At 69.1% G+C, this 22,283-nt stretch carries 21 protein-coding genes; 14 read left to right on the forward strand and 7 right to left on the reverse strand.

Annotated features, from left to right (window positions below):
- The first annotated feature begins 84 nt into the window (after positions 1-84).
- The 4 genes from dnaE to CEK69_RS17415 all read left to right on the forward strand — a co-directional run bounded on the left by dnaE (position 85) and on the right by CEK69_RS17415 (position 6,458).
- A complete protein-coding gene (dnaE, locus tag CEK69_RS17400; RefSeq protein WP_152246988.1) occupies positions 85-3,675 on the forward strand; it encodes a DNA polymerase III subunit alpha in 3,591 nt (1,196 codons plus the stop codon).
- Between the two features lie 55 nt (positions 3,676-3,730).
- Complete coding sequence (locus tag CEK69_RS17405; protein WP_152246990.1) at positions 3,731-4,600, forward strand: hypothetical protein; 870 nt, start codon at positions 3,731-3,733, stop codon at positions 4,598-4,600.
- 115 nt (positions 4,601-4,715) lie between these two features.
- Positions 4,716-5,675, forward strand: coding sequence for an acetyl-CoA carboxylase carboxyltransferase subunit alpha (locus CEK69_RS17410; RefSeq protein WP_152246992.1), 960 nt, complete (start codon positions 4,716-4,718; stop codon positions 5,673-5,675).
- Between the two features lie 24 nt (positions 5,676-5,699).
- Complete coding sequence (locus CEK69_RS17415) at positions 5,700-6,458, forward strand: tetratricopeptide repeat protein (protein ID WP_017908799.1); 759 nt, start codon at positions 5,700-5,702, stop codon at positions 6,456-6,458.
- Positions 6,459-6,531: 73 nt separating this feature from the next.
- On the opposite strand, the gene CEK69_RS17420 is transcribed toward CEK69_RS17415, so the two are convergent.
- On the reverse strand, positions 6,532-6,987 hold the full coding sequence (locus CEK69_RS17420; protein WP_152246994.1) for a CopD family protein: 456 nt from the start codon (positions 6,985-6,987) through the stop codon (positions 6,532-6,534).
- 81 nt (positions 6,988-7,068) lie between these two features.
- On the opposite strand from CEK69_RS17420, the gene CEK69_RS17425 reads away from it, so the two are divergent.
- Together CEK69_RS17425 and phaZ are read left to right on the forward strand one after the other, a co-directional pair.
- Positions 7,069-7,674 carry a class I SAM-dependent methyltransferase gene (locus CEK69_RS17425; RefSeq protein WP_152246996.1) on the forward strand — a complete coding sequence of 202 codons (606 nt, stop codon included), beginning with the start codon at positions 7,069-7,071 and terminating at the stop codon, positions 7,672-7,674.
- Positions 7,675-7,737: 63 nt separating this feature from the next.
- Positions 7,738-9,048: a polyhydroxyalkanoate depolymerase gene (gene phaZ, locus CEK69_RS17430; protein ID WP_043092494.1), complete on the forward strand. Its 1,311-nt coding sequence runs from the start codon at positions 7,738-7,740 to the stop codon at positions 9,046-9,048.
- A gap of 51 nt (positions 9,049-9,099) precedes the next feature.
- Here the strand turns inward: phaZ and CEK69_RS17435 are convergent, their stop codons facing one another.
- Positions 9,100-10,029 carry a sensor domain-containing protein gene (locus CEK69_RS17435; protein WP_152246998.1) on the reverse strand — a complete coding sequence of 310 codons (930 nt, stop codon included), beginning with the start codon at positions 10,027-10,029 and terminating at the stop codon, positions 9,100-9,102.
- A complete protein-coding gene (locus CEK69_RS17440; RefSeq protein WP_017908804.1) occupies positions 10,026-10,391 on the reverse strand; it encodes a PadR family transcriptional regulator in 366 nt (121 codons plus the stop codon). Before CEK69_RS17440 ends, CEK69_RS17435 begins: the two co-directional genes overlap by 4 nt.
- A gap of 171 nt (positions 10,392-10,562) precedes the next feature.
- Here CEK69_RS17440 and CEK69_RS17445 point away from each other — a divergent pair, with 171 nt between their 5' ends.
- Both CEK69_RS17445 and CEK69_RS17450 read left to right on the forward strand, forming a co-directional pair.
- Entirely contained in the window at positions 10,563-12,332 is a 1,770-nt protein-coding gene (locus CEK69_RS17445; protein ID WP_152247000.1) for an XVIPCD domain-containing protein, read from the forward strand.
- Between the two features lie 101 nt (positions 12,333-12,433).
- Positions 12,434-13,354, forward strand: coding sequence for a peptidylprolyl isomerase (locus CEK69_RS17450; protein ID WP_148829574.1), 921 nt, complete (start codon positions 12,434-12,436; stop codon positions 13,352-13,354).
- Positions 13,355-13,384: 30 nt separating this feature from the next.
- Here the strand turns inward: CEK69_RS17450 and CEK69_RS17455 are convergent, their stop codons facing one another.
- Complete coding sequence (locus CEK69_RS17455) at positions 13,385-13,897, reverse strand: DinB family protein (protein ID WP_152247002.1); 513 nt, start codon at positions 13,895-13,897, stop codon at positions 13,385-13,387.
- A 78-nt stretch (positions 13,898-13,975) separates the two neighbouring features.
- Entirely contained in the window at positions 13,976-14,902 is a 927-nt protein-coding gene (locus CEK69_RS17460; protein ID WP_226975210.1) for a DMT family transporter, read from the reverse strand.
- A gap of 216 nt (positions 14,903-15,118) precedes the next feature.
- Here CEK69_RS17460 and CEK69_RS17465 point away from each other — a divergent pair, with 216 nt between their 5' ends.
- Positions 15,119-16,060, forward strand: a complete 942-nt coding sequence (locus CEK69_RS17465) for a LysR substrate-binding domain-containing protein (protein ID WP_152247004.1) — start codon at positions 15,119-15,121, stop codon at positions 16,058-16,060.
- A gap of 109 nt (positions 16,061-16,169) precedes the next feature.
- Here the strand turns inward: CEK69_RS17465 and CEK69_RS17470 are convergent, their stop codons facing one another.
- A complete protein-coding gene (locus tag CEK69_RS17470; RefSeq protein WP_152247006.1) occupies positions 16,170-16,556 on the reverse strand; it encodes a hypothetical protein in 387 nt (128 codons plus the stop codon).
- 77 nt (positions 16,557-16,633) lie between these two features.
- Here CEK69_RS17470 and CEK69_RS17475 point away from each other — a divergent pair, with 77 nt between their 5' ends.
- The 5 genes from CEK69_RS17475 (at position 16,634) to CEK69_RS17495 (ending at position 20,949) form a co-directional block, all read left to right on the forward strand.
- Positions 16,634-17,875 (forward strand): histidine kinase, encoded by a 1,242-nt coding sequence (locus tag CEK69_RS17475; RefSeq protein WP_226975211.1) that lies wholly within the window; start codon positions 16,634-16,636, stop codon positions 17,873-17,875.
- A complete protein-coding gene (locus tag CEK69_RS17480; RefSeq protein WP_152247008.1) occupies positions 17,872-18,651 on the forward strand; it encodes a LytTR family DNA-binding domain-containing protein in 780 nt (259 codons plus the stop codon). The genes CEK69_RS17475 and CEK69_RS17480 overlap by 4 nt, the downstream gene beginning before the upstream one ends.
- 159 nt (positions 18,652-18,810) lie before the next feature.
- On the forward strand, positions 18,811-19,125 hold the full coding sequence (locus CEK69_RS17485) for a metalloregulator ArsR/SmtB family transcription factor (RefSeq protein WP_152247010.1): 315 nt from the start codon (positions 18,811-18,813) through the stop codon (positions 19,123-19,125).
- A 30-nt stretch (positions 19,126-19,155) separates the two neighbouring features.
- A complete protein-coding gene (locus CEK69_RS17490) occupies positions 19,156-20,589 on the forward strand; it encodes a DUF2867 domain-containing protein (RefSeq protein WP_152247012.1) in 1,434 nt (477 codons plus the stop codon).
- A 66-nt stretch (positions 20,590-20,655) separates the two neighbouring features.
- A complete protein-coding gene (locus CEK69_RS17495) occupies positions 20,656-20,949 on the forward strand; it encodes a hypothetical protein (RefSeq protein ID WP_017909065.1) in 294 nt (97 codons plus the stop codon).
- 371 nt (positions 20,950-21,320) lie between these two features.
- On the opposite strand, the gene CEK69_RS17500 is transcribed toward CEK69_RS17495, so the two are convergent.
- A complete protein-coding gene (locus CEK69_RS17500) occupies positions 21,321-22,148 on the reverse strand; it encodes a DUF4349 domain-containing protein (RefSeq protein WP_152247032.1) in 828 nt (275 codons plus the stop codon).
- Between the last annotated feature and the right edge of the window lie 135 nt (positions 22,149-22,283).

Consider the following 22,283-nt stretch of genomic DNA (forward strand, 5'->3'; position numbering starts at 1 on the left):
CTCCCGAATCCCCGCCCCTCGCTGTCAAGCCTTGCCCGGCTCGCCCCCCGCCGCTACCCTGCCCGGGCATCGCTCTGGTTCCGCATGTCCACTTCCCGCTTCGCCCATCTGCACATCCACACCGAGTTCTCGCTGGCGGATTCGACCATCCGTGTGCCCGAGAAACCGGATCAGGCCGACCCGAAGAAAGCCAAGCAGGCCAACCTGCTCAGCCGCGCGGTGGAGTTGGACCTGCCCGCGCTGGCGGTCACCGACCTCAACAACCTGTTCGCGCTGGTCAAGTTCTACAAGGCCGCCGAGGGCGTGGGCATCAAGCCGATCGCTGGCGCCGACCTGCTGATCGCCGACGGCACCCAGGCGCCGTGGCGGCTGACCGTGCTGTGCCGCAATCGCGACGGCTACCTGAGCCTGTCGCGGCTGCTGACCCGCGCCTGGCTGGAAGGCCACCGCAGCGAAGGCGGCGTGGCGCTGCGCCCGGAATGGCTGCAGACCGGCAGCGACAACCTGTTCGCGCTGGCCGGCCGCGAGAGCCTGGCCGGGCGCCTGGCCAGCGAAGGCCGCCACGACCTGGCCGAGCAGCAACTGGCCGACTGGCAGCGCATCTTCGGCGACGGCCTGCACCTGGAACTGACCCGCACCGGCCGCGATGGCGAGGAGGCGTTCAACCAGTTCGCCCTGCACGCCGCCGGCACCCGCGGCCTGCCGGTGATCGCCAGCAACGACGTGCGCTTTCTGTACGCCAGCGACTTCGCCGCGCACGAGGCGCGCGTGTGCATCTCCTCCGGCCGCGTGCTCGACGATCCCAAGCGCCCGCGCGACTACAGCGACCAGCAGTACCTGAAGTCGGCCGAGGAAATGGCCGCGCTGTTCGCCGACATCCCCGACGCGATCGACAACACCCTGGCGCTGGCGCAACGCTGCAACATCGAGATGCAGCTGGGCACCTACTTCCTGCCCGCCTATCCGGTACCCGACGACGAGACGCTGGACAGCTGGATCCGCAGCCAGTCGCGCGACGGCCTGGCCGCGCGCCTGGAGAAGAACCCGCTGGCGCCCGGCAAGACCCGCCAGGACTACGTGGACCGGCTCGAGTTCGAGCTGGACACCATCATCAAGATGGGCTTCCCCGGCTACTTCCTGATCGTGGCCGACTTCATCCAGTGGGGCAAGAACCAGGGCATCCCGATCGGCCCAGGCCGCGGTTCCGGCGCCGGTTCGCTGGTGGCGTGGGCGCTGCAGATCACCGACCTGGATCCGCTGCCGTACAACCTGCTGTTCGAGCGCTTCCTCAACCCGGAACGCGTGTCGATGCCCGACTTCGACATCGACTTCTGCATGGATCGCCGCGACGAGGTGATCGACTACGTGGCGCGCAAGTACGGCCGCGACCGGGTCAGCCAGATCATCACCTACGGCACCATGGCGGCCAAGGCGGTGGTGCGCGACTGCGGCCGCGTGCTCGGCTTCCCGTACGGCCTGGTCGACGGCGTCGCCAAGCTGATCCCCAACATCCTCGGCATCACGCTGAAGGATGCGATGGGCGAAGGCAAGGACAGCGAGATGGCCTCGCCGGAGCTGATCCAGCGCTACCAGGCCGAGGACGACGTCCGCGACCTGATGGACCTGGCGCGGCAGCTCGAGGACCTGACCCGCAACGCCGGCAAGCACGCCGGCGGCGTGGTGATCGCACCGACGCCGCTGTCCGACTTCTGCCCGCTGTTCGCCGAACACGACGTCGACAATTTCGGCAAGAACCCGGTCACCCAGTTCGACAAGGACGATGTCGAGCAGGTCGGCCTGGTCAAGTTCGACTTCCTCGGCCTGCGCACCCTGACCATCATCGACTGGGCGGTGAAGGCGATCAACGTGCGCCACGCGCGCGCCGGCATCCCGCCGGTGGAGATCGCCGCGATCCCGCTCGACGACGCGCCGACCTACAAGGGCATCTTCGCCTCGGGCAACACCGGTGCGGTGTTCCAGTTCGAATCCTCGGGCATGCGCCGGCTGCTGAAGGACGCCCGCCCCGACCGCTTCGAGGACCTCATCGCGCTGGTCTCGCTGTACCGCCCCGGCCCGATGGACCTGATCCCCTCGTTCAACGCGCGCAAGCACGGGCAGGAGGAGATCGTCTATCCCGATCCGCGCACCGAAGCGATCCTGAAGGACACCTACGGCATCATGGTGTACCAGGAGCAGGTGATGCAGATGGCGCAGATCGTCGGCGGCTACTCGCTGGGCGGCGCCGACCTGCTACGCCGCGCGATGGGCAAGAAGGTGCCGGCGGAAATGGCCAAGCACCGCGAGATCTTCCGCGAGGGTGCGGCCAAGGGCGGCGTCGGCGAGGCCAAGGCCGACGAAATCTTCGACCTGATGGAGAAGTTCGCCGGCTACGGCTTCAACAAGTCGCACGCCGCCGCCTACGCGCTGGTCAGCTACCAGACCGCGTGGCTGAAACGCCATTACCCGGCCGAGTTCATGGCGGCCACGCTGTCCTCGGACATGGACAACACCGACAAGGTGGTCGGCTTCCTCGACGAGGTGCGCAACCTCGGCCTGACCGTGCTGCCGCCGCGCATCAACGCCTCGGCCTACATGTTCGAGGCGGCCACCCCGGACACCATCCAGTACGGCCTGGGCGCGATCAAAGGCGTGGGCCGCGGCGCCTGCGAGGCGATCGTGGCCGAGCGCGAGCGTGGCGGCGAGTACGCCTCGCTGCTGGATTTCTGCACCCGCGTGGAATCGGCCAAGCTCAACAAGCGCACCCTCGAGGCGATGATCAACGCCGGCGCGATGGACGGGCTGGGCGCCAACCGCGCCACGCTGATGCTGCAGCTGCCGGAGGTGATGAAGGCCACCGAGCAGATGGCGCGCGAGCGCGCCTCCGGGCAGAACTCGCTGTTCGGCGGCGCCGACACCAGCGCCCCGGCGCTGCGCCTGGACCTGCCGGAGAGCAAGGAATGGCCGCTGGGCCAGTTGCTGGCCGGCGAGCGCGAGACGCTGGGCTTCTACCTCAGCGGCCATCCGTTCGATCCGTACCGCGACGAAGTGCGCGAACTGGTCGGCTGCGACCTGAGCGCGCTGGAGAAGATCTGCGCGCAATCCGGCGGCGGCCGCGGTGGTGGCGGCGATGGCGAGAAGCGCGCCTGGCGCCCGGAGGTCAGCGCGATCCTCGCCGGCCAGGTGGTCGGCGTGCGCCGCAAGGGCGACAGCCAGGTGTTCGTGCAACTGGAGGACGGCCGCGGCCGCATCGAGTGCAGCGCGTTCTCCGACGCCATCGCCGAGTTCGGCCACCTGCTGACCCGCGACCGCATCCTGATCGTCAAGGGCGGTGTGCGCGAGGACGAATTCAACGGCGGCTACGCGATGCGCATCCGCCAGTGCTGGGACTACGAACAGATCTGCACGCACCACGCGCAGCGCCTGTCGCTGCGCCTGGACCTGCGCCAGCGCAGCGCCTGGCCGCGCATCGATGGCCTGCTCGCCCGCCACCGCCCGGGCAAGACCCCCCTGCGCCTGGACCTGCTGCTGCAGTCGGCGCAGGGCGGCATCGCCGGCATGCTCGACCTCAACGGCAGCCATTCGGTGCGCGTGGACCCGCAGCTGCTGGACGCCCTGCGCGGCGACCCGGCGGTGCGCGCGGTGAAGGTCAAATACAACCCGCCATGGGCGAACTGAGCCTGGCGCGCAGCGCGGCGCGCCCGTTGCACATGGCCGAAGGAAGGAGGCCGCGATGAAGACCGTGCTGTTCCCATTCGCTGCCGCGCTCGTGCTGGCGGCGTGTTCCTCGTCCAAGGTCGACTTCCAGATCGACAACCCCACCGCCGCGCCGCTGTCGATCACGCTCGACGGCAAGACCCTGCAGGTGCCGGCGCAGCAGGCGCAGCCGGTGACGTTGGCGGCCGGCGAGCACCACCTGCGCAGCGAACGCCTGGGCGATGTGCGCTTCATCGTCTACGCCGATACCAGGGGCGGGCTGATCAATCCGACCCTGAGCGAGTACGTGACCGCGAACGCGATCTACCTCACCGGCCCGGACAAGGCGAAGAACTTCGGTTCGATCAACGCGCGGATCGAACTGAACGGCGTCACCTTCGAAGGCCCCTTCAAACAGACCCACGACCTGTTCATCGACAAGGACTGGACCTTCGGCGTGCGCGAGCCGTTCCCGGACGAGCAGGTCGTCGCGCATGTCGATGCCAGCGGCGGCAAGATCGACCGCAAGATCTTCACTGCGCCGGACTTCATCGCCTACGTCGAGACCGGCATGGGCCAGCCCGGCGCGTTCGAGCGCGCGCGGCCGGGCCGTTACGTGACGCCGCGCTTCGCGCTGGAGAAGGCCCCGGCGACGTTGCCGCCGCTGGACCCGGCCTACGAGGCCCATGCCGGCCCGCTGCGCGCGCTCTACGCGCGCCACCTGCGCGCGACCGGCGCCGACGCGCAGCGGGCCCTGCGCAAGGAAGCCTTCCAGGCGCAGATGGCGTTCACCGCCGCGACCGCGACGCTGGGCGCCTCGCTGCCGCCCTCGGCCAACGAGGCCTACAACACCTTCGTGCACGCCTTCGGCGAGCTGACCGGGCGCAGTGCGCTGGTCGTTCCCTGAACCGCCGCCGCCCTCGGCCAGCCGCGCCCCGCCGGCCTTTCCACACCGGAGCGTACGGGCAGTTGCCGTACATTCGGCTAAGCTTCCCCACCTTTGATCCATCCGACGGCTTCCAATGAACCCGAACTACCTCGACTTCGAGCAACCCATCGCCGATCTGGAAGCCAAGATCCAGGAACTGCGCAACGCCAGCACCGGCCCGGCGGTCAACGTCGATGCCGAGGTCAGCGCGCTGGAAGACAAGCTGCGGGTGCGCACGGCGCAGATCTTCCGCGACCTGTCCTCGTGGCAGATCTCGCAGTTGGCGCGGCATCCGCAGCGCCCGTACACGCTGGACTACATCAACGTGTTCTGCGACGAGTTCCAGGAACTGGCCGGCGACCGCGCGTTCGCCGACGACAAGGCCATCGTCGGCGGCCTCGGCCGCATCGATGGCCGCGCGGTGGTGATCATCGGCCACCAGAAGGGCCGCGACACCAAGAGCAAGATCGCGCGCAATTTCGGCATGCCGCGCCCGGAGGGCTACCGCAAGGCGCTGCGCCTGATGAAGCTGGCCGAGCGCTTCAAGCTGCCGCTGCTGACCTTCATCGACACCCCCGGCGCCTACCCCGGCATCGGCGCCGAGGAGCGCGGCCAGAGCGAGGCGATCGCGCGCAACCTGCTGGAAATGGCCGAACTGAAGGTGCCGGTGATCTGCACCGTGATCGGCGAAGGCGGCTCCGGCGGCGCACTGGCGATCGGCGTGGGCGACCGCACCCTGATGCTGGAATACGGCACCTATTCGGTGATCTCGCCGGAAGGCTGCGCCTCGATCCTGTGGAAGGACGCCTCCAAGGCCAAGGATGCCGCCGAACAGCTCGGCCTGACCGCCAAGCGCCTGTCCGCGCTGGGCCTGGTCGACAAGGTGATCCGCGAACCGATCGGCGGCGCCCACCGCAACCCCACGCAGATGGCCAAGCGCCTGAAGGCGGTCCTGCTCAACGAACTGCATGCCCTGGAACAGCAGCCGATCGAGCAGTTGCTGGAGAAGCGCTACGCGCGCCTGCGCAGCTACGGGGCGTACGAAGCGGCCTGATCGCGACACAAGGAAGCGTTGTCCATGAATCCCATCGTCCTGCTGTCGCTGGCCTTGCAGTTGGCCTGCTGCGTGCACGTGGTGCGCAGCGGCCGCCCGCTGTATTGGATCTTCATCCTGCTGATCTTTTCGTATCTGGGGATCCTGATCTACGTGATCGCCGAACTGCTGCCGGAGTGGCGCAACGATCCGCGCGCGCGCCGCCACCTGCGCAAGGTCGGTGCCACGCTCGATCCGAACCGCGACAAGCGCACCGCCGGCAATCGCCTGGAACTGGCCGACACCGTGGACAACCGCCGGCAACTGGCCGAGGTGCACCTGGATAACGGCGAGTACGCGCAGGCGGCCGAGGTGTTCGAGAGCGGCTTGCGCGGCATCCACCGCGACGACCCCGGACTACTGCTCGGACTGGCCAAGGCGCAGTTCGGCCTGGACCAGCCGGCCGCGGTGAAAGCCACGCTGGACCGGCTGATCGCCGCCAACCCGCAGTTCCGCTCGCAAGACGGCCACCTGCTATACGCGCGCGCCACCGAGGCGCTGGGCCAGACCGACGCGGCGCTGGAGGAATACGCCGCGCTCGCCGACGACTACCCCGGCGAAGAAGCGCGCGTGCGCTACGCGCAACTGCTTCAGCGCGCGGGCCAGCCGCAGCGCGCCGGCGAAGTGTTCAACGAAGTACTGAAGCGCTCCAGCCTGGCCCCACGCTACTACCAGCGCGACCAACGCCAGTGGATCGACCTGGCCCGCAGCGAACTGAAGCAACTCGACAGCCGCAACGCCTAGCTGCTGGCGCAAGCCCGGAAAGGGTCGGAAACGGGGACTTTCGAATCCCCAATCCCCAATCCCCAATCCCCGCTCAAAACGGCTTGGCCAGCACCAGCCAGATCACCACCAGCAGCGCGAGCACCGGCAGCTCGTTGAACAGGCGCAGCGCGCGCGAGGATGGCAGGGGCTGCGTCTGCCCCACGCGCTTGAGCCAGCGGCCGGTGAAGATGTAGTAGGCCAGCATCAGCGCCACCAGGCCGAGCTTGGCGTGCAGCCAGCCGCTGTGGCCGGGCGCGACCATGGTCGGGAAGTCCGGCAGCACCTTGTAGCCCAGCCACAACGCCAGCCCCAGCAGCAGCGCCAGGCCGAACATCATGTGGCCGAAGCGGTACAGGCGCCGGCCCATCAGCGCCAGGCGCTCCTGCACCTGCGGCTGGCCCGCGCTCTCGGCGACGTTGACCAGGATCCGCGGCAGGTAGAACACCGCCGCCATCCATGCGATCACGAACAGCAGATGCAGGGACTTGATCCACAGGTAGAGTTGCATGCGCTGGCTCCGTGTCGCTGGCGTAGGATGTGCGGCCATTTTCGCCGATTCGTCCGGCGCCCGCACGGACCACACGCCCGCATGGACAAACAGTACGACGCCGACTACTTCCAGCGCTGGTATCGCCGCGACGGCATCGGCGATGCCTCGCGCCTGGCGCGCAAGGTCGCGCTCGCCGTGGCCCAGGCCGAGTACTACCTGGAACGGCCGATCCGCAGCGTGCTCGACATCGGCTGCGGCGAAGGCGCCTGGCGCGCGCCGCTGCTGAAGCTGCGGCCGAAACTGCGCTACCTCGGCTTCGACAGCAGCGATTACGCGGTCGCCCGCTACGGCCGCCACCGCAACCTGCACCCGGCGCGCTTCGGCGATTTCGCCTGGCTGCGGCCGTGCGCGCCGGTGGACCTGCTGGTGTGCTCGGACGTGCTGCACTACGTGCCCAGCCGCGAACTGCGCCAGGGCCTGCCCGGCCTGGTGGAGCTGTGCGGCGGCGTGGCGTTCCTGGAGACCTTCGCCGCCGAGGACGATTTCGACGGCGACCACGCCGGCTTCCAGCCCCGCGCGGCGCGCTGGTACCGGCGCCAGTTCGGTGCGCTCGGGCTGCGCCCGGTCGGCAGTCATTGCTGGCTGGCGCCAGCGCTGGCGGGGGATGCGGCGGCCCTGGAGACGATTGGTCTGGTGCCCCATTAAGGTGCAAACCGCGCGGATGCGTTATGCTGCACGGCAGCATACGCTCAGGATGGAAACACCGGCATGCTCTACCAGTGGCACGAACTGACCCGTAACCTGCTCGCCCCCTGGGTGCACCAGGCCGAAGCCAACGCCAAGATCTTCTCCGACCCCAACAGCCTGTGGTCGACGCTGCCCGGCGCCGAGCGCCTGGCCGCCAGCAACGAGTTGATGCACCGCCTGGGCAAGGACTACGAGAAGCCGGCCTGGGCGCTGGACCATGTCGAGGTCGACGGCCACGCCCTGCCGATCGTCGAGCAGGAAGTGCTGCGCAAGCCGTTCTGCCGCCTGCTGCGCTTCAAGCGCTTCAGCGACGACGCCAAGGTCGTGGACGGACTCAAGAAGCAGCCGGCCGTGCTGGTGGTGGCGCCGCTGTCCGGCCACCACGCCACGCTGCTGCGCGACACCGTGCGCACCCTGCTGCGCGACCACAAGGTCTACGTCACCGACTGGATCGACGCGCGCATGGTGCCGCAGTCCGAAGGCGACTTCGGCCTGGACGACTACGTGCGCTACGTGCAGGACTTCATCCGCCACATCGGCGCCGAATCGCTGCACGTGATGAGCGTGTGCCAGCCGACCGTGCCGGTGCTGGCGGCAGTCTCGCTGATGGCCGGACGTGGCGAGACCACGCCGCGCTCGCTGGTGATGATGGGTGGCCCGATCGATGCGCGCCGCAGCCCCACCGAAGTCAACAACCTGGCCACGCGCAATCCGCTGTCCTGGTTCGAGCACAACGTCATCCATACCGTGCCGCCGGCCTATCCCGGCCACGGCCGCGCCGTCTATCCGGGCTTCCTGCAGCACATCGGCTTCCTGGCGATGAACCCGAGCCGGCACTTCATGTCGCACTGGGATTTCTACGCCAACCTGGTCAAGGGCGACCTGCAGGACGCCGAGGCGCACCGCCGCTTCTACGACGAGTACAACGCGGTGCTGGACATGCCGGCCACCTACTACCTGGACACCATCCGCGTGGTGTTCCAGGAATTCCTGCTGCCGCGCGGCGAATGGGTGATCGACGGCGAACGCGTCGACCCGGCCGCGATCCGCGACACCGCGCTGCTCAGCATCGAAGGCGAACTGGACGACATCTCCGGCCTGGGCCAGACCGCCGCCGCGCAGGACCTGTGCACCGGCATTCCCGCGGCGCGGCGCCAGCACCTGGAAGTGCAAGGCGCCGGCCATTACGGCATCTTCAGCGGCCGTCGCTGGCGCGACATCGTGTATCCGCAGGTGCGCAGTTTCATCGCCGCCAACGCCGGCGCCAGCCGCGCGCCGGCAGCCGGCAACGTCACCCCGCTCAAGCGCCGCGGCAGCCGCAAGGCGGGCTGAGCGGCATCTCGCCCGCGGCGACCACGCCGCGGGCGATCGTGTATCAGGACATCAGAGCGCCTCGCTGCGCACCAGCAGGTGCTTGGCCAGCAGGCCATGCGCCTTGCCGAAGCCGCGCGACAGGTGCAGCGTGACGAAGAACAGCGCCGCGCCCAGCACGCTGGCCAGCAGCAACGGCAGCCACGCCTCGCTGCCGATCCAGTGCAGCGGACCGACATGAACGGTCAGATCAGCGACGTCCGGGGCAAACAGCGCGGCAGGCGCCAGCAGCATCAGCAGCGACGTACTCAGCAAGGCCGCGAATACCGTGAAGTAGAAGATGCCCAGCGGCAGCATCAGCAGGAAGTACAGCATCGTGGTCCAGGTGCGCGCATCGGTGAACATCTGCCCGATGCGCTGCAGCCACGGCTGTTCGGGCGCGCTGTACAGCGGCCGCCGCGGCATGCGCTCGCCCAGCAGCACTTCCACCACGCGCCCTTCCACCAGCGACAGCAGCCGCACCGACCCGAAGAACAGCACCAGCAGCGGCACCCCGACGATCAGGATCAGCAAGCCCGCCGACACGCTGACGCCGGTGACCAGCCAGGTGAAGTAGAAGATGCCGGTGACCAGCGACAGCAGCATGTAGAACAGGCTGCCGTAGGCGCGCGGGTCGGCGACCACGCCAAAGAAGCGGCCGGGCAACGATTTGCGCTTGGGCGGCGCCGGCGGCTTCAGCGCGCGGTTCACCGTCACTTCGGTCTCGCGGTAGATCTCGGCCACCTCGTCCGGCGCACCGTAGCTGCCGGCCACGCCGGCGATGACCTCGGCCTCGCTCTTGCCCGGCTGCTCGGCCAGCTCCGAGCGCAGGTATTCCTCCGCGTCGTACAGCGCGTCCTGGATCAGCGCCGGGTCGGCGCCGCCCAATGCCGCACGCAGTTGCGCCAGGTAGTCGGGAATGGTGGTCGGCAAGGGCCGCGGTGCGGTGTGTGCGCTGCTCATTCTGAAATCCCCTTCAGCACGGAATCGACGGAATCGCGGGTGGCGCGCCACGCCGCGGCCCATTGCCGCAGCGTGGAAAGACCCGCCGCGGTGATGCGGTAGTAACGCCGTGGCGGCCCCGCCACCGACGGCTCGACATGGCTGGACAGCAGGCCGGCAGCCTCCAGGTTGCGCAGCACCGGATACAGCGCACTCTGCTTGCCGCTGAGCACGCCCTCGCCCACCTGCTCCAGGCGCTTGGCGATGAGGTAGCCGTACAGCGGCGCCTCGGCCGCGGCCAAGACCGCCAGCAGGGCCAGCGACACGGTGCCGGCACTCAGCTCCTTCTGGAATTTCTTCAGCTGCGCATCCGGCTCGACCATGGCGCCCTCGCTAGGTTGAGCTAGATACTAGTAACGAGTTCGACATAGTGATCGTGCCATTGGTCATGCACGCCGCCCAAGCGCCGCGATTGCCGCGGCAAACGTTTCGACAACGTCGCGCGCCCTACACTCGTGACGGTTCCGTTCCACATGCATTCCAGGAGGTATCGCATGAGCCCGTCCCCCACCGAACAGCAACCCGGCCAGGCCACCGACCCGAGCTTCGCCAGTTCCGGCAACCAATACTCCGCTGGCCCGATCAAGCGGGATCCGAACGCTGGCGCAGGCTCGCTCGAGTACAGCCGTACGGTCACCGAAGCCAGGCGTGGCCCACTGGAGTACGCCTTGGTGCAGACCGGCAAGGTCGGCGCCGGCAGCAAACAGGAAGACGGCAAGACCGTGTTCAACGTGGAGATGGAGTTCACCCAGGGCCATCGCATCGAGGGCGCATTCAAGGCCGGGCGCCTGGCCGTCGACGGCAGCCTGACCCAGGCGGTCGGCGAGCGCGGCCGTTACGAGGTGCGCCTGCCCGGCGAGGCCAAGGCCGAAGCCGCTGCCCAGGTGAATCCGTTCGACCCGCAGACCATCCCGGTGGACGGTAGCGTCAAGCTCGATGGCCAGGCCTTCGCCAAGACCTCGATGGAGGCGACGTTTCGCGGCTTGGCCACCTCCAGCGAGCGCACCGATGCGGCCGGCATGAGCTACGCCGTGCAGCGCGTGGACGAGCACAGCGTGCGCGTGGCGGTCGGCCCGACCCAGGCGCTGGAGCGGCTGGAGGCGGTCGGATTCAAGACCGACATCGCCCAGGCCATGCTCGGCCGCCAGGACGCGCTCGGCCAGGCGAACATGCGCACCGCCACCTTCGACCTGCGCGAGCCGCAGGCGCAAGCCGCCTATCGCGACTTCCTGGTCAGCGGCAAGCTCGCCGCCAACGTACCCGGCGTCAGCGACGTACAGAAGGTCGAAAGCCTCACGATGAGTTCGGAAACCCGTGCCCAACTCGGGGTAGGCCCGTTCAAGGCCGAGCTGGGCGGCCAGCGCAACACCGGGGAGAACGTGCGCACCACCTATGCCGACGGCAGCTACAGCCTGGTCGGCAAGGTGCAGTACGCCGGCAACGTGCCGATGACCATGACCCGCCAGTTCGACGCCGCGAACAACGAGCGCGTGGACGAACGCAGCTACCAGTTCAAGTTCGACAAGGTCGACGAGAACCAGGCGCAACTGCTCAACTCGGTGCTCGCCGGCAAGGCCGGTGCCGCGGGTCCGGCGAAGGCCGGCCAGGACCTCACCCTGCACTTCTCCGAGCGGCAGATGGATGCGCTGCGTCAGCAGTACCAGCGCGCAGCGCAGGCCAGCCCGATGACCGCGCACGAGGCGGCGCAGTACGCCAAGCAAAGTCCGCAGGACTTCGCGATCGGCCTGGCGCGCAACCTTGGCAATTCCCAGTACGGCCTGAGCGAGCGCCTGTTCCGCGTGGCCGACAGCGCCGGCGGCACGCCGGGCGGCGATCTGCAACGCATCGACGCCAAGGCCGAAACGCCAGAGCAGAAGTCGCCGACGGCGCCGACACGCGCCACCGGCAGCGGGCCGGAGCCGCACGCCGCTGCCGCCGCCGACCCGCGGCAACAGGCGATGCAGCAGGCGATCGAGCACAAGCTCACCCCGTACGATGCCAACGTCGCCAGCAACTTGCTGCTGGCAGCCAGGCGCGATGGCCTGACCCAGGTCGATCACGTGCTGCGCAACGACAACGGCCGCGTGTTCGCGGTGCAGGGCGACCCCGGCGCCGGCGACAAGCGGGTGGCCTACGTGGACGCCGCGCAGGCGGCCACCATCCCGGCGGCGGAAAGCGCCAGGCAACTGGCCGCGCTGCCGCCGCTGCCGAACCAGGCGCCAGTGCAGGACACACAGGAACCGCAGAAGCGCGCGCTGTCGTAGACAGCGCTGTCGGCGGCACGGCGGTCGCGCCATGCCGCCGGCACATTGGCAGCGGCCGCCGCTTCGGTGAGAATCGGGCGCTCACCGACCGGGCCGCCCTCATGCCGCTGCGCACTTCCCTGCTCGCCCTCGCGTTGTCGCTGTCCACCTTCGCCGCGTCGGCCGGGGCACCGCCGCCGGCCGTGCCCTACCGCAGCCCGCAACAGATCCTGGACGCATCCAAGCCCAGCGACTGGCGCACGCTGGATCCGGCCAACACGCTGTACCTGGAGCTGGACACCGGCCGGGTGATCATCGAACTGGCACCGGCGTTCGCGCCGCAGCACGTCGGCAACATCCGCACCCTGGCCCACGAGCACTTCTGGGACGGCCTGAGCATCTACCGCGCGCAGGACAATTTCGTGGTGCAGTTCGGCGACCCCGACGGCGAGGAGCCGGGCAAGGCCAGGTCGCTGGGCAGTGCCAAGACCCACCTGCCCGCCGAATTCCAGCGCCCGGCCGCGGGCCTGGCGTTCCAGCCCCTGCCCGACCGCGACGGCTGGGCGCCGCAGGTCGGCTTCGTCGACGGCTTTCCGGTGGCGCGCGATCCCAAGGCCGGCACCGCCTGGCTGGCGCATTGCTACGGCACGCTCGGCGCCGGCCGCAACAACGACGAGGACAGCAGCATCGGCGCCGAACTGTACGTGGTCACCGGGCAATCGCCGCGGCAACTGGACCGCAACATCACCGTGGTCGGCCGCGTGGTCAAGGGCATGGAACTGCTCAGCGTGATCCCGCGCGGACCTGACCCGATGGGCTTCTACGAAAAACCCGAACAACGCACCCCGATCCGCGCCATCCGCCTAGCCAGCGACGTGCCGGAGAACGAGCGCACCCCGCTGCAATTGCTGCGCACGGATACGCGCACCTTCCGCGAGGTGGTCGAGGCGCGACGCAACCGCCGCGACGCGTTCTACAAGCGGCCTGCCGGGCACATCGACCTGTGCAATGTGCCGCTGCCGGTGCGTACGCCGCCGAAGTGACGCGTCATGCGCGCGCCGGACGGTGCGCGCTCAGGCGCCGCCGACGCTGCGCCGCTGCGGTTGCTGCGCGTGCAGGAAGCGGGTGAACAGTTCGCGCGGCTGCTCCACGCCGCACTCGGTCAGCAGCATGGCGATGTTGCCGCGGTGGAAAGCGCCATGCGCGAGCACGTGGAACAGCATTTCCTCTCGGCGCATGCGGCCGGCATCGCCATCGGTGAAATGGAACGCCAGTGTCTGCTGCAAGGCGGGCGCGTCGATCCGGGCGACATAGTCGGCATACCACCGGTCCGATTCGGCCATCGCCGCACCCAGCGCCTCCAGTTCCGGCGTCTGCGGCGTATTGCTCGCGGTGAACGCATGCGTGCCGCCCTCCAGGTGCGCAGCGAAGATCCGGTCCACCACGTAGGTATGGTTCAACAGCCGGATCGCGCGCTGCCGCTGCGCCGGAAACGCCGCACCATCGATCTGCGCCAACGCCTGCAGCAGTTCGGCGTTGGCCCAGGCCTTGAAGGCGAACTGCGATGCGAGCAGGGAATCGGTCATTGCGTCGTTCTCAGGCAAAGGGGGGACACGGAATTTGCGGCGCGCCGACGTCCTCGCGCACGCCTGCCAGTTGCGCCGCTACCGCGCGCGCTGGCTGAAGGCGACGCTGCCCAGGATCAGCATGCCGGCCAGCAACATGGTCCAGGTCAGCGGCTCGCCGAGGATCGCCCAGGCCAGCAGCGCGCCGAACACCGGCACCAGATAGGTCACCGTCGACGCGCGCGCCGGGCCGATGCGCTGGATCAACCGGTAGTACAACAGGAACGCCAGGCCGGTGCAGAGCACGCCCAGGCCGCCGGCGCAGGCCCAGGCCACCGCCGGCACCGGTGCGGCCGGCCAGTGCGTCCAGGCCAGCGGCGCCAGCAGCAACGCGCTGCACCCCAGCGTCGACGCCGCCGCCGCGGCTGGCGGCAGATCGCTCATGTGCCGCTTCACCAGGCTGTAGCCGATGCCGTACAGCAGGGAGGCAGTGGTGCCGGCCAGCGCGGCGGGGCCCACGCTGATGCCGGCCGACTTGCCGGTGGCGAGCACCACGATGCCGGCGAAGCCGATCAACAGCGCCAGCGCGCGGCGCGTGCCGATCTTCTCGCCGAAGAACAGGAAGGCGATCAAGGCGGTGAACAGCACGGTCATCGCGTTGCAGATCGCGCCGATCGCCGCCGGCGCATGCTGCGCGCCCCAGGCGAAGAGCAGGAACGGCAGCGCCGAGTTGAGCATGCCGATCGCCGCCAGGGTCGGCCAGCGCCGCAACGGGAAGCGCGCCCGCGCCAGCCACAGGAACGGCAGCAGCACCGCCGCGCCCAGCGCCAGGCGCAGTTCCACCAGCGCGTAGGCGCCGAACTGCGGCGCGGCCACGCGCATGAACAGGAACGAGCAGCCCCAGACGACGCCGAGGAAACCCAGTTCCAGCGGCGTGCGCCAGTCGCGGGCGGGCGCGCCGTCGGATGCGGAGGCAGCAGCGGCGGAGGCGATGGCCGGCTGCAGGGAAGGATCGGAGGTGGGCATGGAAGAGGCTCGCGGTCGATCGGACACGCGCCGCAGCGGTCGTGCGACGCCACCCATCCGCTGCCGGCTGAGGACGCCGGGCGGCGCATCCGCGCCGACGCCGCATCACCGCTGCCCGCCGCGCATGTCGTGTTCGGCTGCCAGCATCGCCCTGCGCCACGGGGCTGACAAGCGCGTAGTATCGTCGCGAGCCACAAATCTGCCGCGTGCCTGCTCATGCAACTGCGCCCGTCCCTGCTGCCCGCACTCGGCGTGTTCGCCGCCGCGGCGCGCCACCAGAACTTCGCCCATGCCGCGGAGGAACTGCATCTCACCGCCAGCGCGGTCAGCCACCATGTGCGGCGCCTGGAAGCCCTGCTCGGCGCCACGCTGTTCCAGCGCCACGCGCGCGGGGTCAAGCTGACCGCCGAGGGCCGGCAACTGGCCGATGCCGCCAGCGCGGCGCTGGCCGACATCGCCGCGGTCGCCGGCAACCTGCATCCGCAGGCCGACACCGCGCCGCTGCGCCTCACCACGCTGCGCTCGCTCTCGTACTGCTGGCTGCTGCCGCGCCTGCCGCGCTTCTGCCAGGCCTATCCGCACGTGCGGCTGGACATCCAGACCGATGCGGCGTTCTCGCGCTTCGAGGAGGGCGGCCCGGATCTGGGCATCCGCTACGGCCAGGGCGCCTGGCCGGGCCTGACCTCGCACCATCTGATGGACGACGAACTGTTCCCGGTGGCCTCGCCGGCTCTGCCGCAACTGCCGACGCTGCGCCGGCCCGAGCAGATCGCGCAACTGCCGCTGCTCACCGACATGTCGCCGCAGGGCTGGCGCGACTGGTTCCGCGCCGCCGGCGTGCGCGGCGTGGCGCTGCCGCCGATGCACACCTTCAACGACAGCACCGATGCGATGCGCGCGGCGGTGTACGGCGTGGGCGCGGTGCTGGCACGCAAGCACATCGCCCAGCCCTACCTGCAGCGTTACGAACTGGTGCGCCTGCCCGGCCCGGCGCTGACCGCGCGCTATTCCTACTACATCGTGCATCCGACCCACCGCCTGCTCAGCCCGGCCGCCAGCCACTTCGTCGACTGGCTCAAGCGCGAGGCGCTGGACGAGCGCACCCCGATGCCGGCGCTGCCGGCGGAACTGCTCGGGTTGCCGCCGAAGGCGGGTTAGCGCCCCTCTCCGCACGCATTCGCAGGCGCGGCCTCCGCCGCGACGGACGCGACGGAGAGCGCCTTGCGACGACGCAGTCGTACGGCGACGAAGCCGAACGCAGCGCGCGTCAGGGCGACGTTCCTGCGGCTCCTGCGACCTGCGCCGCACGTGCGCCCGGCTGCAGGCGCGGCAACGGCCGGATGCGCACGCGGTGGGCACAGACGTCCACATCCGGATACAGCATCGAACGTCCGTTGCGAAAGGTGAAGCGGAGGTCGTAGCGGCATGCGGCGCCTGCGAGCGGGAAGGTCGCTGCGTCGCCGCCACCCCGCAACGGCGCACCGAGCGCGACGTCACGAAAAGCATGGCTGCCTGGCGCAGCGACCGCCAGCGCCGTCAGCGCGTCGTAGGCGCGGTTGCTCAATTCCAGATAGCGAACCGGCTCGGCAGCGGCCGCCGCTGCGGTCGCGACGGACAGGGAAAGGGTCAAGGCAAGGACACGAATCGAGGGCATGACAGAGCTCCGATAGGAAGGATTCGCCAGCCGCGAGGAAACAGATTCCTTTGGTGCTGACGTGCCCATCAGGCCGCGTGGCCGCGTGGCTGCAAATCGATTCGGGACGAATCGTCGTTCTCGCGCTCCCAATCGTAGTGCGCGCGCATCGGCGCTTTCCATGGCGTGTCGCTGCGCCTAGGATGCGCCCGTCACCCCTCGGCCATCGCTGGATGAACGTCCGACTCGGCAGTACCGAAATCAGCCTATGGCGCTATGTCGCGCTGTGGACGCTGGTGGCCATGGTGTTCATGCTCCAGAACATCATCAACAACGGTGCGTCTGCCGGCAGGTGGCCTCTGGAGGTGCTCATCCGGTGGTCGCTGATCCAGTGGTACAGCTGGGCCCTCCTGGCGCCCACCGTCTTCCGGCTCGCCGAACATTTCCCTGTCCGCGGCGCCCAGCGCTTCCACGGGCTTGGCGCGCAGGCAGCCGCAAGCCTGTGCGTGACGTTCGCCACGATGGTCATCGGCGCGCTGGTCTCCACCCTGTTCGAGCCCAGCGGCTTCGCTGAACAACTGGGGTATTTCCTGGAGCAGCACTTCGCCATCGGGTTGCTGACCTACTGGACCTTGTTCGCGATCCAGCAAGCGCTGCACTTCCACGCCGAGAAGGCCCGGCGCGAGGTGGAAGCCAGCCGTCTGGCCGCCGAACTCGCGCAGTCGCGCCTGCAAGCGCTCAAGAGCCAGCTGCAACCGCATTTCCTGTTCAACACGCTGCATGCCATCGTCACCCTGCTGGACGAAGACACCGTCGCCGCCGAGGACATGCTGCTGCGGTTGAGCGAACTGCTGCGCGCCTTCCTGGAAGACTACGACGGCCAGGAAATCACCCTGGAACGCGAACTGGCCCTGCTCGACCTGTATCTCGGCATCCAGCGCAAGCGCTATGGCGAGCGCCTGAGCACGAAGCTCTATGTCGCGCCCGGCACGCTGCACTGCGCAGTGCCCAGCCTGCTGCTGCAACCGCTGGTGGAAAATGCGATCCGCCATGGCATCGGCCAACATGTCGGCAGCGACCGCATCGAGATCGAGTGCCGACGCGAAGGCGAAACGCTGTCCATCGAAGTGCGCAACGGCAACAGCACGCTGCAGGACAACAGCAGTGCGGGCGGACACGGCATCGGTTTCTCCAATAGCCGCCTGCGACTGAAGGAACTCTACGGCGACAACGCCGACATCCGGCTCGACATGCTCTATCCGCAAGGCGTTGCCTGCCGTATCCGGCTGCCGTTCCGCAAACTGGACGCCGAGGACGCCCCGGAGCACGTCGCAGCATGAGCATCACGGCGCTGGTCATCGACGACGAACCGATCGCGCGCCACGCCATCGTGCGACTGCTGCGTGCCGATCCGGCCATCGCGCTGCTGGGCGAATGCGGCGATGGCGCCTCTGCGGTGATCGCGATCCGCAGCCAGTCGCCCGACCTGGTGTTCCTGGACATCCAGATGCCGGCCATGACCGGCATGGACGTCGTCGCCACGATCGGCGCGGCCAACATGCCGGCGACGATCTTCGTCACCGCCTACGAGCAGTACGCGGTCCGTGCGTTCGAGGCCAATGCGGTGGACTATCTGGTCAAGCCCTTCAGCCGCGAACGCTTCGCCGAGACGTTGCAACGCGCCAAACGACGAATGTCCTTCAGCAGCGGCGCGGGTTCCCTTGTCGAGACGCGCATTCTGCAGACCCTGGATGCGCTGCGCCAACGCGAAGACTATCTGCAACGGATTCCGGTACGCGTCGACGAAGCGGTGGTGCTGGTCGCCGTCGAGGACATCGTCTGGATCAAGGCCAGTCGCAACACGGCGCTGATCCACCTGGCCGACCGCACCCATGAACTGCGCGAGACCATGGCCACGCTGGCCGCACGGCTGGACCCGCGCCACTTCGCCCGCGTGCATCGATCGGCGATCGTCAACCTGCGTCGGGTGAGGGCGATCCACCCCTGGTTCAACGGTCACCACGTGGTCACCATGGAGACGGGGCAGCAACTGCGCATGAGCCGCTACCAGCACGAAGCCTTCCTGCGCCTGGTGACGACGCACAAGGAAGGTTGACGAACGGGGGGCTGCGCCCGTCACCTCTTCAACACAGCGGCTCTTCTCATGCATGGCGAACCTCCTTGGGGGAAACCGCGTCACCGCGTCGATTCGACACTTGACATAGACAAGGCAACACGTCATTAATTAACTAATTCGTTAATTAGCTAATCCCCGATGTCCATCGACCGCGTCTTCGAAGCCCTCGCCTCGCGCCCGCGCCGCGAGATCCTGGCCTACCTGTCGGCACAGGAACTCACGGCCGGCGAGATCGCGCAGCGCTTCGCGATGAGCGCGCCGGCGATCTCGCGGCACCTGTCGGTGCTGGAAGCGGCGGGGCTGGTGGCGAGCGAGCGTCGCGGCCAGTTCGTGGTCTACCGGCTCACCCCCGACAACCTGGTCAACACCCTCAGCGGTTTCGCCTTCGAGATCTGCCCCAGCGCCGGCCCGCTCAAACGCGAGTCGCGCAAGCGAGCCAAGCGCACCGCCTGATCCTTCCGCCACGGCAACAGGAGTCCGCCGATGACCGCCGCACCGCTCAGCGAACACGCCGCCGCGCAAACCGGATTCCCCTCGGTGCGCCTGCCGTCCTACAGCGGCGGCCTGCCGGTGGAGGTCATCCTGATCGCCCAGCTCGGCGTCGGCGCCGGCGATCCGCTGATCGCCCAGGCCTGCCTGCGCCAGCGCGCGCATCCTCAGTTCCGCGATGCGCTGGACGAACCCTCGGCGCGCCTGGCCGGCACCGATTTCGGCAACGGCGAGTCGACCGCGCTGTATTCGTTCGCGGTCGGCAGCGGCGGCCATCCGTTCCATTGCCATGCCGGGCATCGTATGTTCACCGCGATCACCGGCAGCGGCGGCGCGCTGCTGCGTTTCAGCACCGCCTCGCCGACGCAGCTGGCGCAGGATCCGCAGCATTTCCTCGCCGCGCTGCGCCATGTCGAATTGCCCGCCGACTGCTTGTTCAGCGTGCGCTTCGGCGGGGGCACCTGGCACCAGTTCGCGCCGCTGCGTGCGCAGTCCGGGCATCCGGCGTTCTTCGCCCTGTCCTGCCACAGCGACGAAGCAGGCGGCGCGCTTACCGAGGACGTACGCGCGCAGGTTTTGGCCGGCACTGCCGATATCGCCACGCTCACCGAATTGCTGCCGGCGCCGGTCGCGACCCTGCTGGCGTCGCCGCAGGCGCAGGGGCTGGCCGTACCGACCGTGCGATTGTCGCTGGCGGCCTCGCCGGGCAGCCGGCGCCTGGCCTGGTGTGCCGGCCTGCGCGCCCTCAGCGGTCGCCTGCGGCAGCGGCTGGGTGCCTGGCGGCATCCGGCCGGCTTCGCGGCACTGGCGCCGCGCCTGTCGCGGGCGCGGGTGACGCCGCAGTTGCTGCCCGGCTCGCTGCTCGAACCGCAGCTGCCCGCGCACCATCACCAGGACAGCGTGCGGCTGACGGTGCCGGCGCAGGCGCTGCGGCGGCTGGGTGCGCATGCGCTGATGACGGCGTTGCTGGACGGTTTCCTGCAGCACCCGCCGCGCGGCGTGACCTGGCTGATGCGCCTGCGCAACGTGCTGGTGGCGCCGCTGCGGCTGCGCACCTCGCCGCTGGGCTGCCCGGTGTCCTCGCTGCTGTCGCCGCAGCGCGATCAACTGTTTGCCGGGCGGTTCCCGGTGCTGGCGCAGGCCTCCACCGCGCAGGCGCGGCGCGTGCAGGTGCTGCTCGGTGCCGACGATCGCCACCTGGTGTTCCGCAGTTGCGTCGGGGTGACGCTGCGCGACGACGGCAGCGCCGAACTGAGCCTGGAAACGCGGGTGGCCTGCCGCAACCGCTTCGGGCACCTGTACATGGCGCTGATCGCCGCCGCGCATCGCCGCTACATTGCCCCGACGCTGCTGCGCGCGGCCGCCGAGGCGCTGCTGCTGCCCGTGGCCGAACATGCCGGGCCGGATGCGGTCGCGCCGATGCATTGAGCGCGTCATCACCCCGCCTTAGCCGATGCCTGCCTAGCCTGCGCCTTCCCCCCAAGAGGAAGGCCCATGCCCCAGCTCCGCATCCGCATCACCGGTAGCGAGGACGATGCCCGCGCCATCATCAACCTGCTGTCGAGCCTGGACGGCATCGAACACGTCGAGGAAATCGACGACCTGATGCCGCACATGGACGACGACGATTCCAGTTCCGCCGGCCTGCCCGACGACCAGGGACCGGGCACCCACGAAGTGGAAGTGGAGGCCGGCAACGCCGCCACCGCCCAGAAGGTGCGCGAGGCCGTGGAAGCCCTGGCGTTCGAACTGGACGTGGTCGTGGAGTTCGAACAGGACGAAGGCTGAGGGCCTGCATCCAGGACGTTGCGCCGCATGGCGCAGCGTCCTTGCGTGCCCATGGGCAGCATCCTTGCTTTCCAGCGGCGCCAGCCGTGCCTCAGGTACCCGACTTCAAGGCGTCGGGACTGAAGTCCCTCCCACAGTGCTCCCAGCCAATGTATCGCGAGCCCCGGCAGGAGTCGTTTTGCTGTTGCTCAAGCTTGAGTGTCAGACGAGAAGAACGGTAGCAGCCGCTTCAGCCGCGACCCGCCACCCATCGTCGTTCACGGCTGCTGGATGACATGCCACCGTTCCGTCGGCAACGCGTGGCAACACCGCGCGCGCTCACCTCCATCCGCTCCCGCCCGATTTCATCGGACGGGAACCGCGCCTGTCTCCTAGGCCGAACGACGCCGCCGTCGGCGCCAGGCGATCAGCCGCCAGAACGCATAGCCGAGCAGCACGAACGGGGCCAACCCCACCACCGCGCGGATCGCCCAGGCGATCGATCCGGCGAAGATTTCGCCGCTGTCGTGCAGCGCCTCGCCGATGTCGCTGCGGCTCCGCTCGGCGGTCGGCGCCGAGAACGTCAGCGTCACCCGCTGCGTATCCAGGCGCCGGCGCTGCTGTGCGGCTTCCTGGCTGGTGGCGAGCAATTGCGTCTCCACGGCGGCCAGTTTCTCCGACAGCGCGATCATGTCGGCCACGCTGAGATCGCGGCGCTGCTGGAACTCCTGCAGGCGCCGCTGCTCGGCCTGTAGGCGCTGGCGCTGCGCGTCGTTGTCCTGCACCGCCTGCGCCAGGTCCTCGGCATGGGTGGTGCGGCTTTCGATCTGGCCATCCTGGCCCGCCTGCGCGATCAACGGCTCGACCCCGGCCGGCGCGATCCGCACGCTGAGCTCACCGCGCGGCTGCTCGCCGCCGCGCTGCTCGACCTGCAACACGGTGCATGCGCCGAAACTGGATTTCAGGCAGCTTTCCTGGAGTTGCTTGAGGCGTGCGGGAATCTGCGCCACCGGCAATGCCACATCGACCTCGTGCTCATAGGCCAGGGACGGCATGGCGAAAGCGCCGGGACTCGGCGGCGGCGCTGCGACGGCTGCCTCTGCCGCCTGCGCTGCGGCCTCGGCGGCACCGGCCGCGCTACTGGCGGCATCGGCGGAATAGAGATGAGCGGCCGGCAGCGCCGCGCTCTCGCCGCCGCGGCTGCAGGCAGCGATCGACACCGCCAGCGCCAGGGAAGCGCCCCAGCGACACCAGCGCCCACGCGCAGGCGCTACGACATCGAGCGTGCCAGCCGCTGCTGCGACGCCATCCGGATCGAACGCGGTGTCGCGTACGACATGGCCACGATGGCGACG

It is taken from the genome of Xanthomonas sp. LMG 12462, from assembly GCF_009192885.1.
GTDB lineage: Bacteria > Pseudomonadota > Gammaproteobacteria > Xanthomonadales > Xanthomonadaceae > Xanthomonas_A > Xanthomonas_A sontii.

Bases quoted from the DNA above. Each gene is read 5' to 3' on its own strand.
- phaZ (WP_043092494.1), top strand. From the start codon at position 7,738: ATGCTCTACCAGTGGCACGAACTGACCCGTAACCTGCTCGCCCCCTGG.
- CEK69_RS17455 (WP_152247002.1), bottom strand. From the start codon at position 13,897: ATGACCGATTCCCTGCTCGCATCGCAGTTCGCCTTCAAGGCCTGGGCC.
- CEK69_RS17435 (WP_152246998.1), bottom strand. From the start codon at position 10,029: ATGAGCAGCGCACACACCGCACCGCGGCCCTTGCCGACCACCATTCCC.
- CEK69_RS17490 (WP_152247012.1), top strand. From the start codon at position 19,156: ATGACCGCCGCACCGCTCAGCGAACACGCCGCCGCGCAAACCGGATTC.
- CEK69_RS17485 (WP_152247010.1), top strand. From the start codon at position 18,811: ATGTCCATCGACCGCGTCTTCGAAGCCCTCGCCTCGCGCCCGCGCCGC.
- CEK69_RS17445 (WP_152247000.1), top strand. From the start codon at position 10,563: ATGAGCCCGTCCCCCACCGAACAGCAACCCGGCCAGGCCACCGACCCG.
- CEK69_RS17460 (WP_226975210.1), bottom strand. From the start codon at position 14,902: ATGCCCACCTCCGATCCTTCCCTGCAGCCGGCCATCGCCTCCGCCGCT.
- CEK69_RS17425 (WP_152246996.1), top strand. From the start codon at position 7,069: ATGGACAAACAGTACGACGCCGACTACTTCCAGCGCTGGTATCGCCGC.
- CEK69_RS17440 (WP_017908804.1), bottom strand. From the start codon at position 10,391: ATGGTCGAGCCGGATGCGCAGCTGAAGAAATTCCAGAAGGAGCTGAGT.
- CEK69_RS17495 (WP_017909065.1), top strand. From the start codon at position 20,656: ATGCCCCAGCTCCGCATCCGCATCACCGGTAGCGAGGACGATGCCCGC.
- CEK69_RS17405 (WP_152246990.1), top strand. From the start codon at position 3,731: ATGAAGACCGTGCTGTTCCCATTCGCTGCCGCGCTCGTGCTGGCGGCG.
- CEK69_RS17465 (WP_152247004.1), top strand. From the start codon at position 15,119: ATGCAACTGCGCCCGTCCCTGCTGCCCGCACTCGGCGTGTTCGCCGCC.
- CEK69_RS17415 (WP_017908799.1), top strand. From the start codon at position 5,700: ATGAATCCCATCGTCCTGCTGTCGCTGGCCTTGCAGTTGGCCTGCTGC.
- CEK69_RS17420 (WP_152246994.1), bottom strand. From the start codon at position 6,987: ATGCAACTCTACCTGTGGATCAAGTCCCTGCATCTGCTGTTCGTGATC.
- CEK69_RS17450 (WP_148829574.1), top strand. From the start codon at position 12,434: ATGCCGCTGCGCACTTCCCTGCTCGCCCTCGCGTTGTCGCTGTCCACC.
- dnaE (WP_152246988.1), top strand. From the start codon at position 85: ATGTCCACTTCCCGCTTCGCCCATCTGCACATCCACACCGAGTTCTCG.
- CEK69_RS17480 (WP_152247008.1), top strand. From the start codon at position 17,872: ATGAGCATCACGGCGCTGGTCATCGACGACGAACCGATCGCGCGCCAC.
- CEK69_RS17470 (WP_152247006.1), bottom strand. From the start codon at position 16,556: ATGCCCTCGATTCGTGTCCTTGCCTTGACCCTTTCCCTGTCCGTCGCG.
- CEK69_RS17410 (WP_152246992.1), top strand. From the start codon at position 4,716: ATGAACCCGAACTACCTCGACTTCGAGCAACCCATCGCCGATCTGGAA.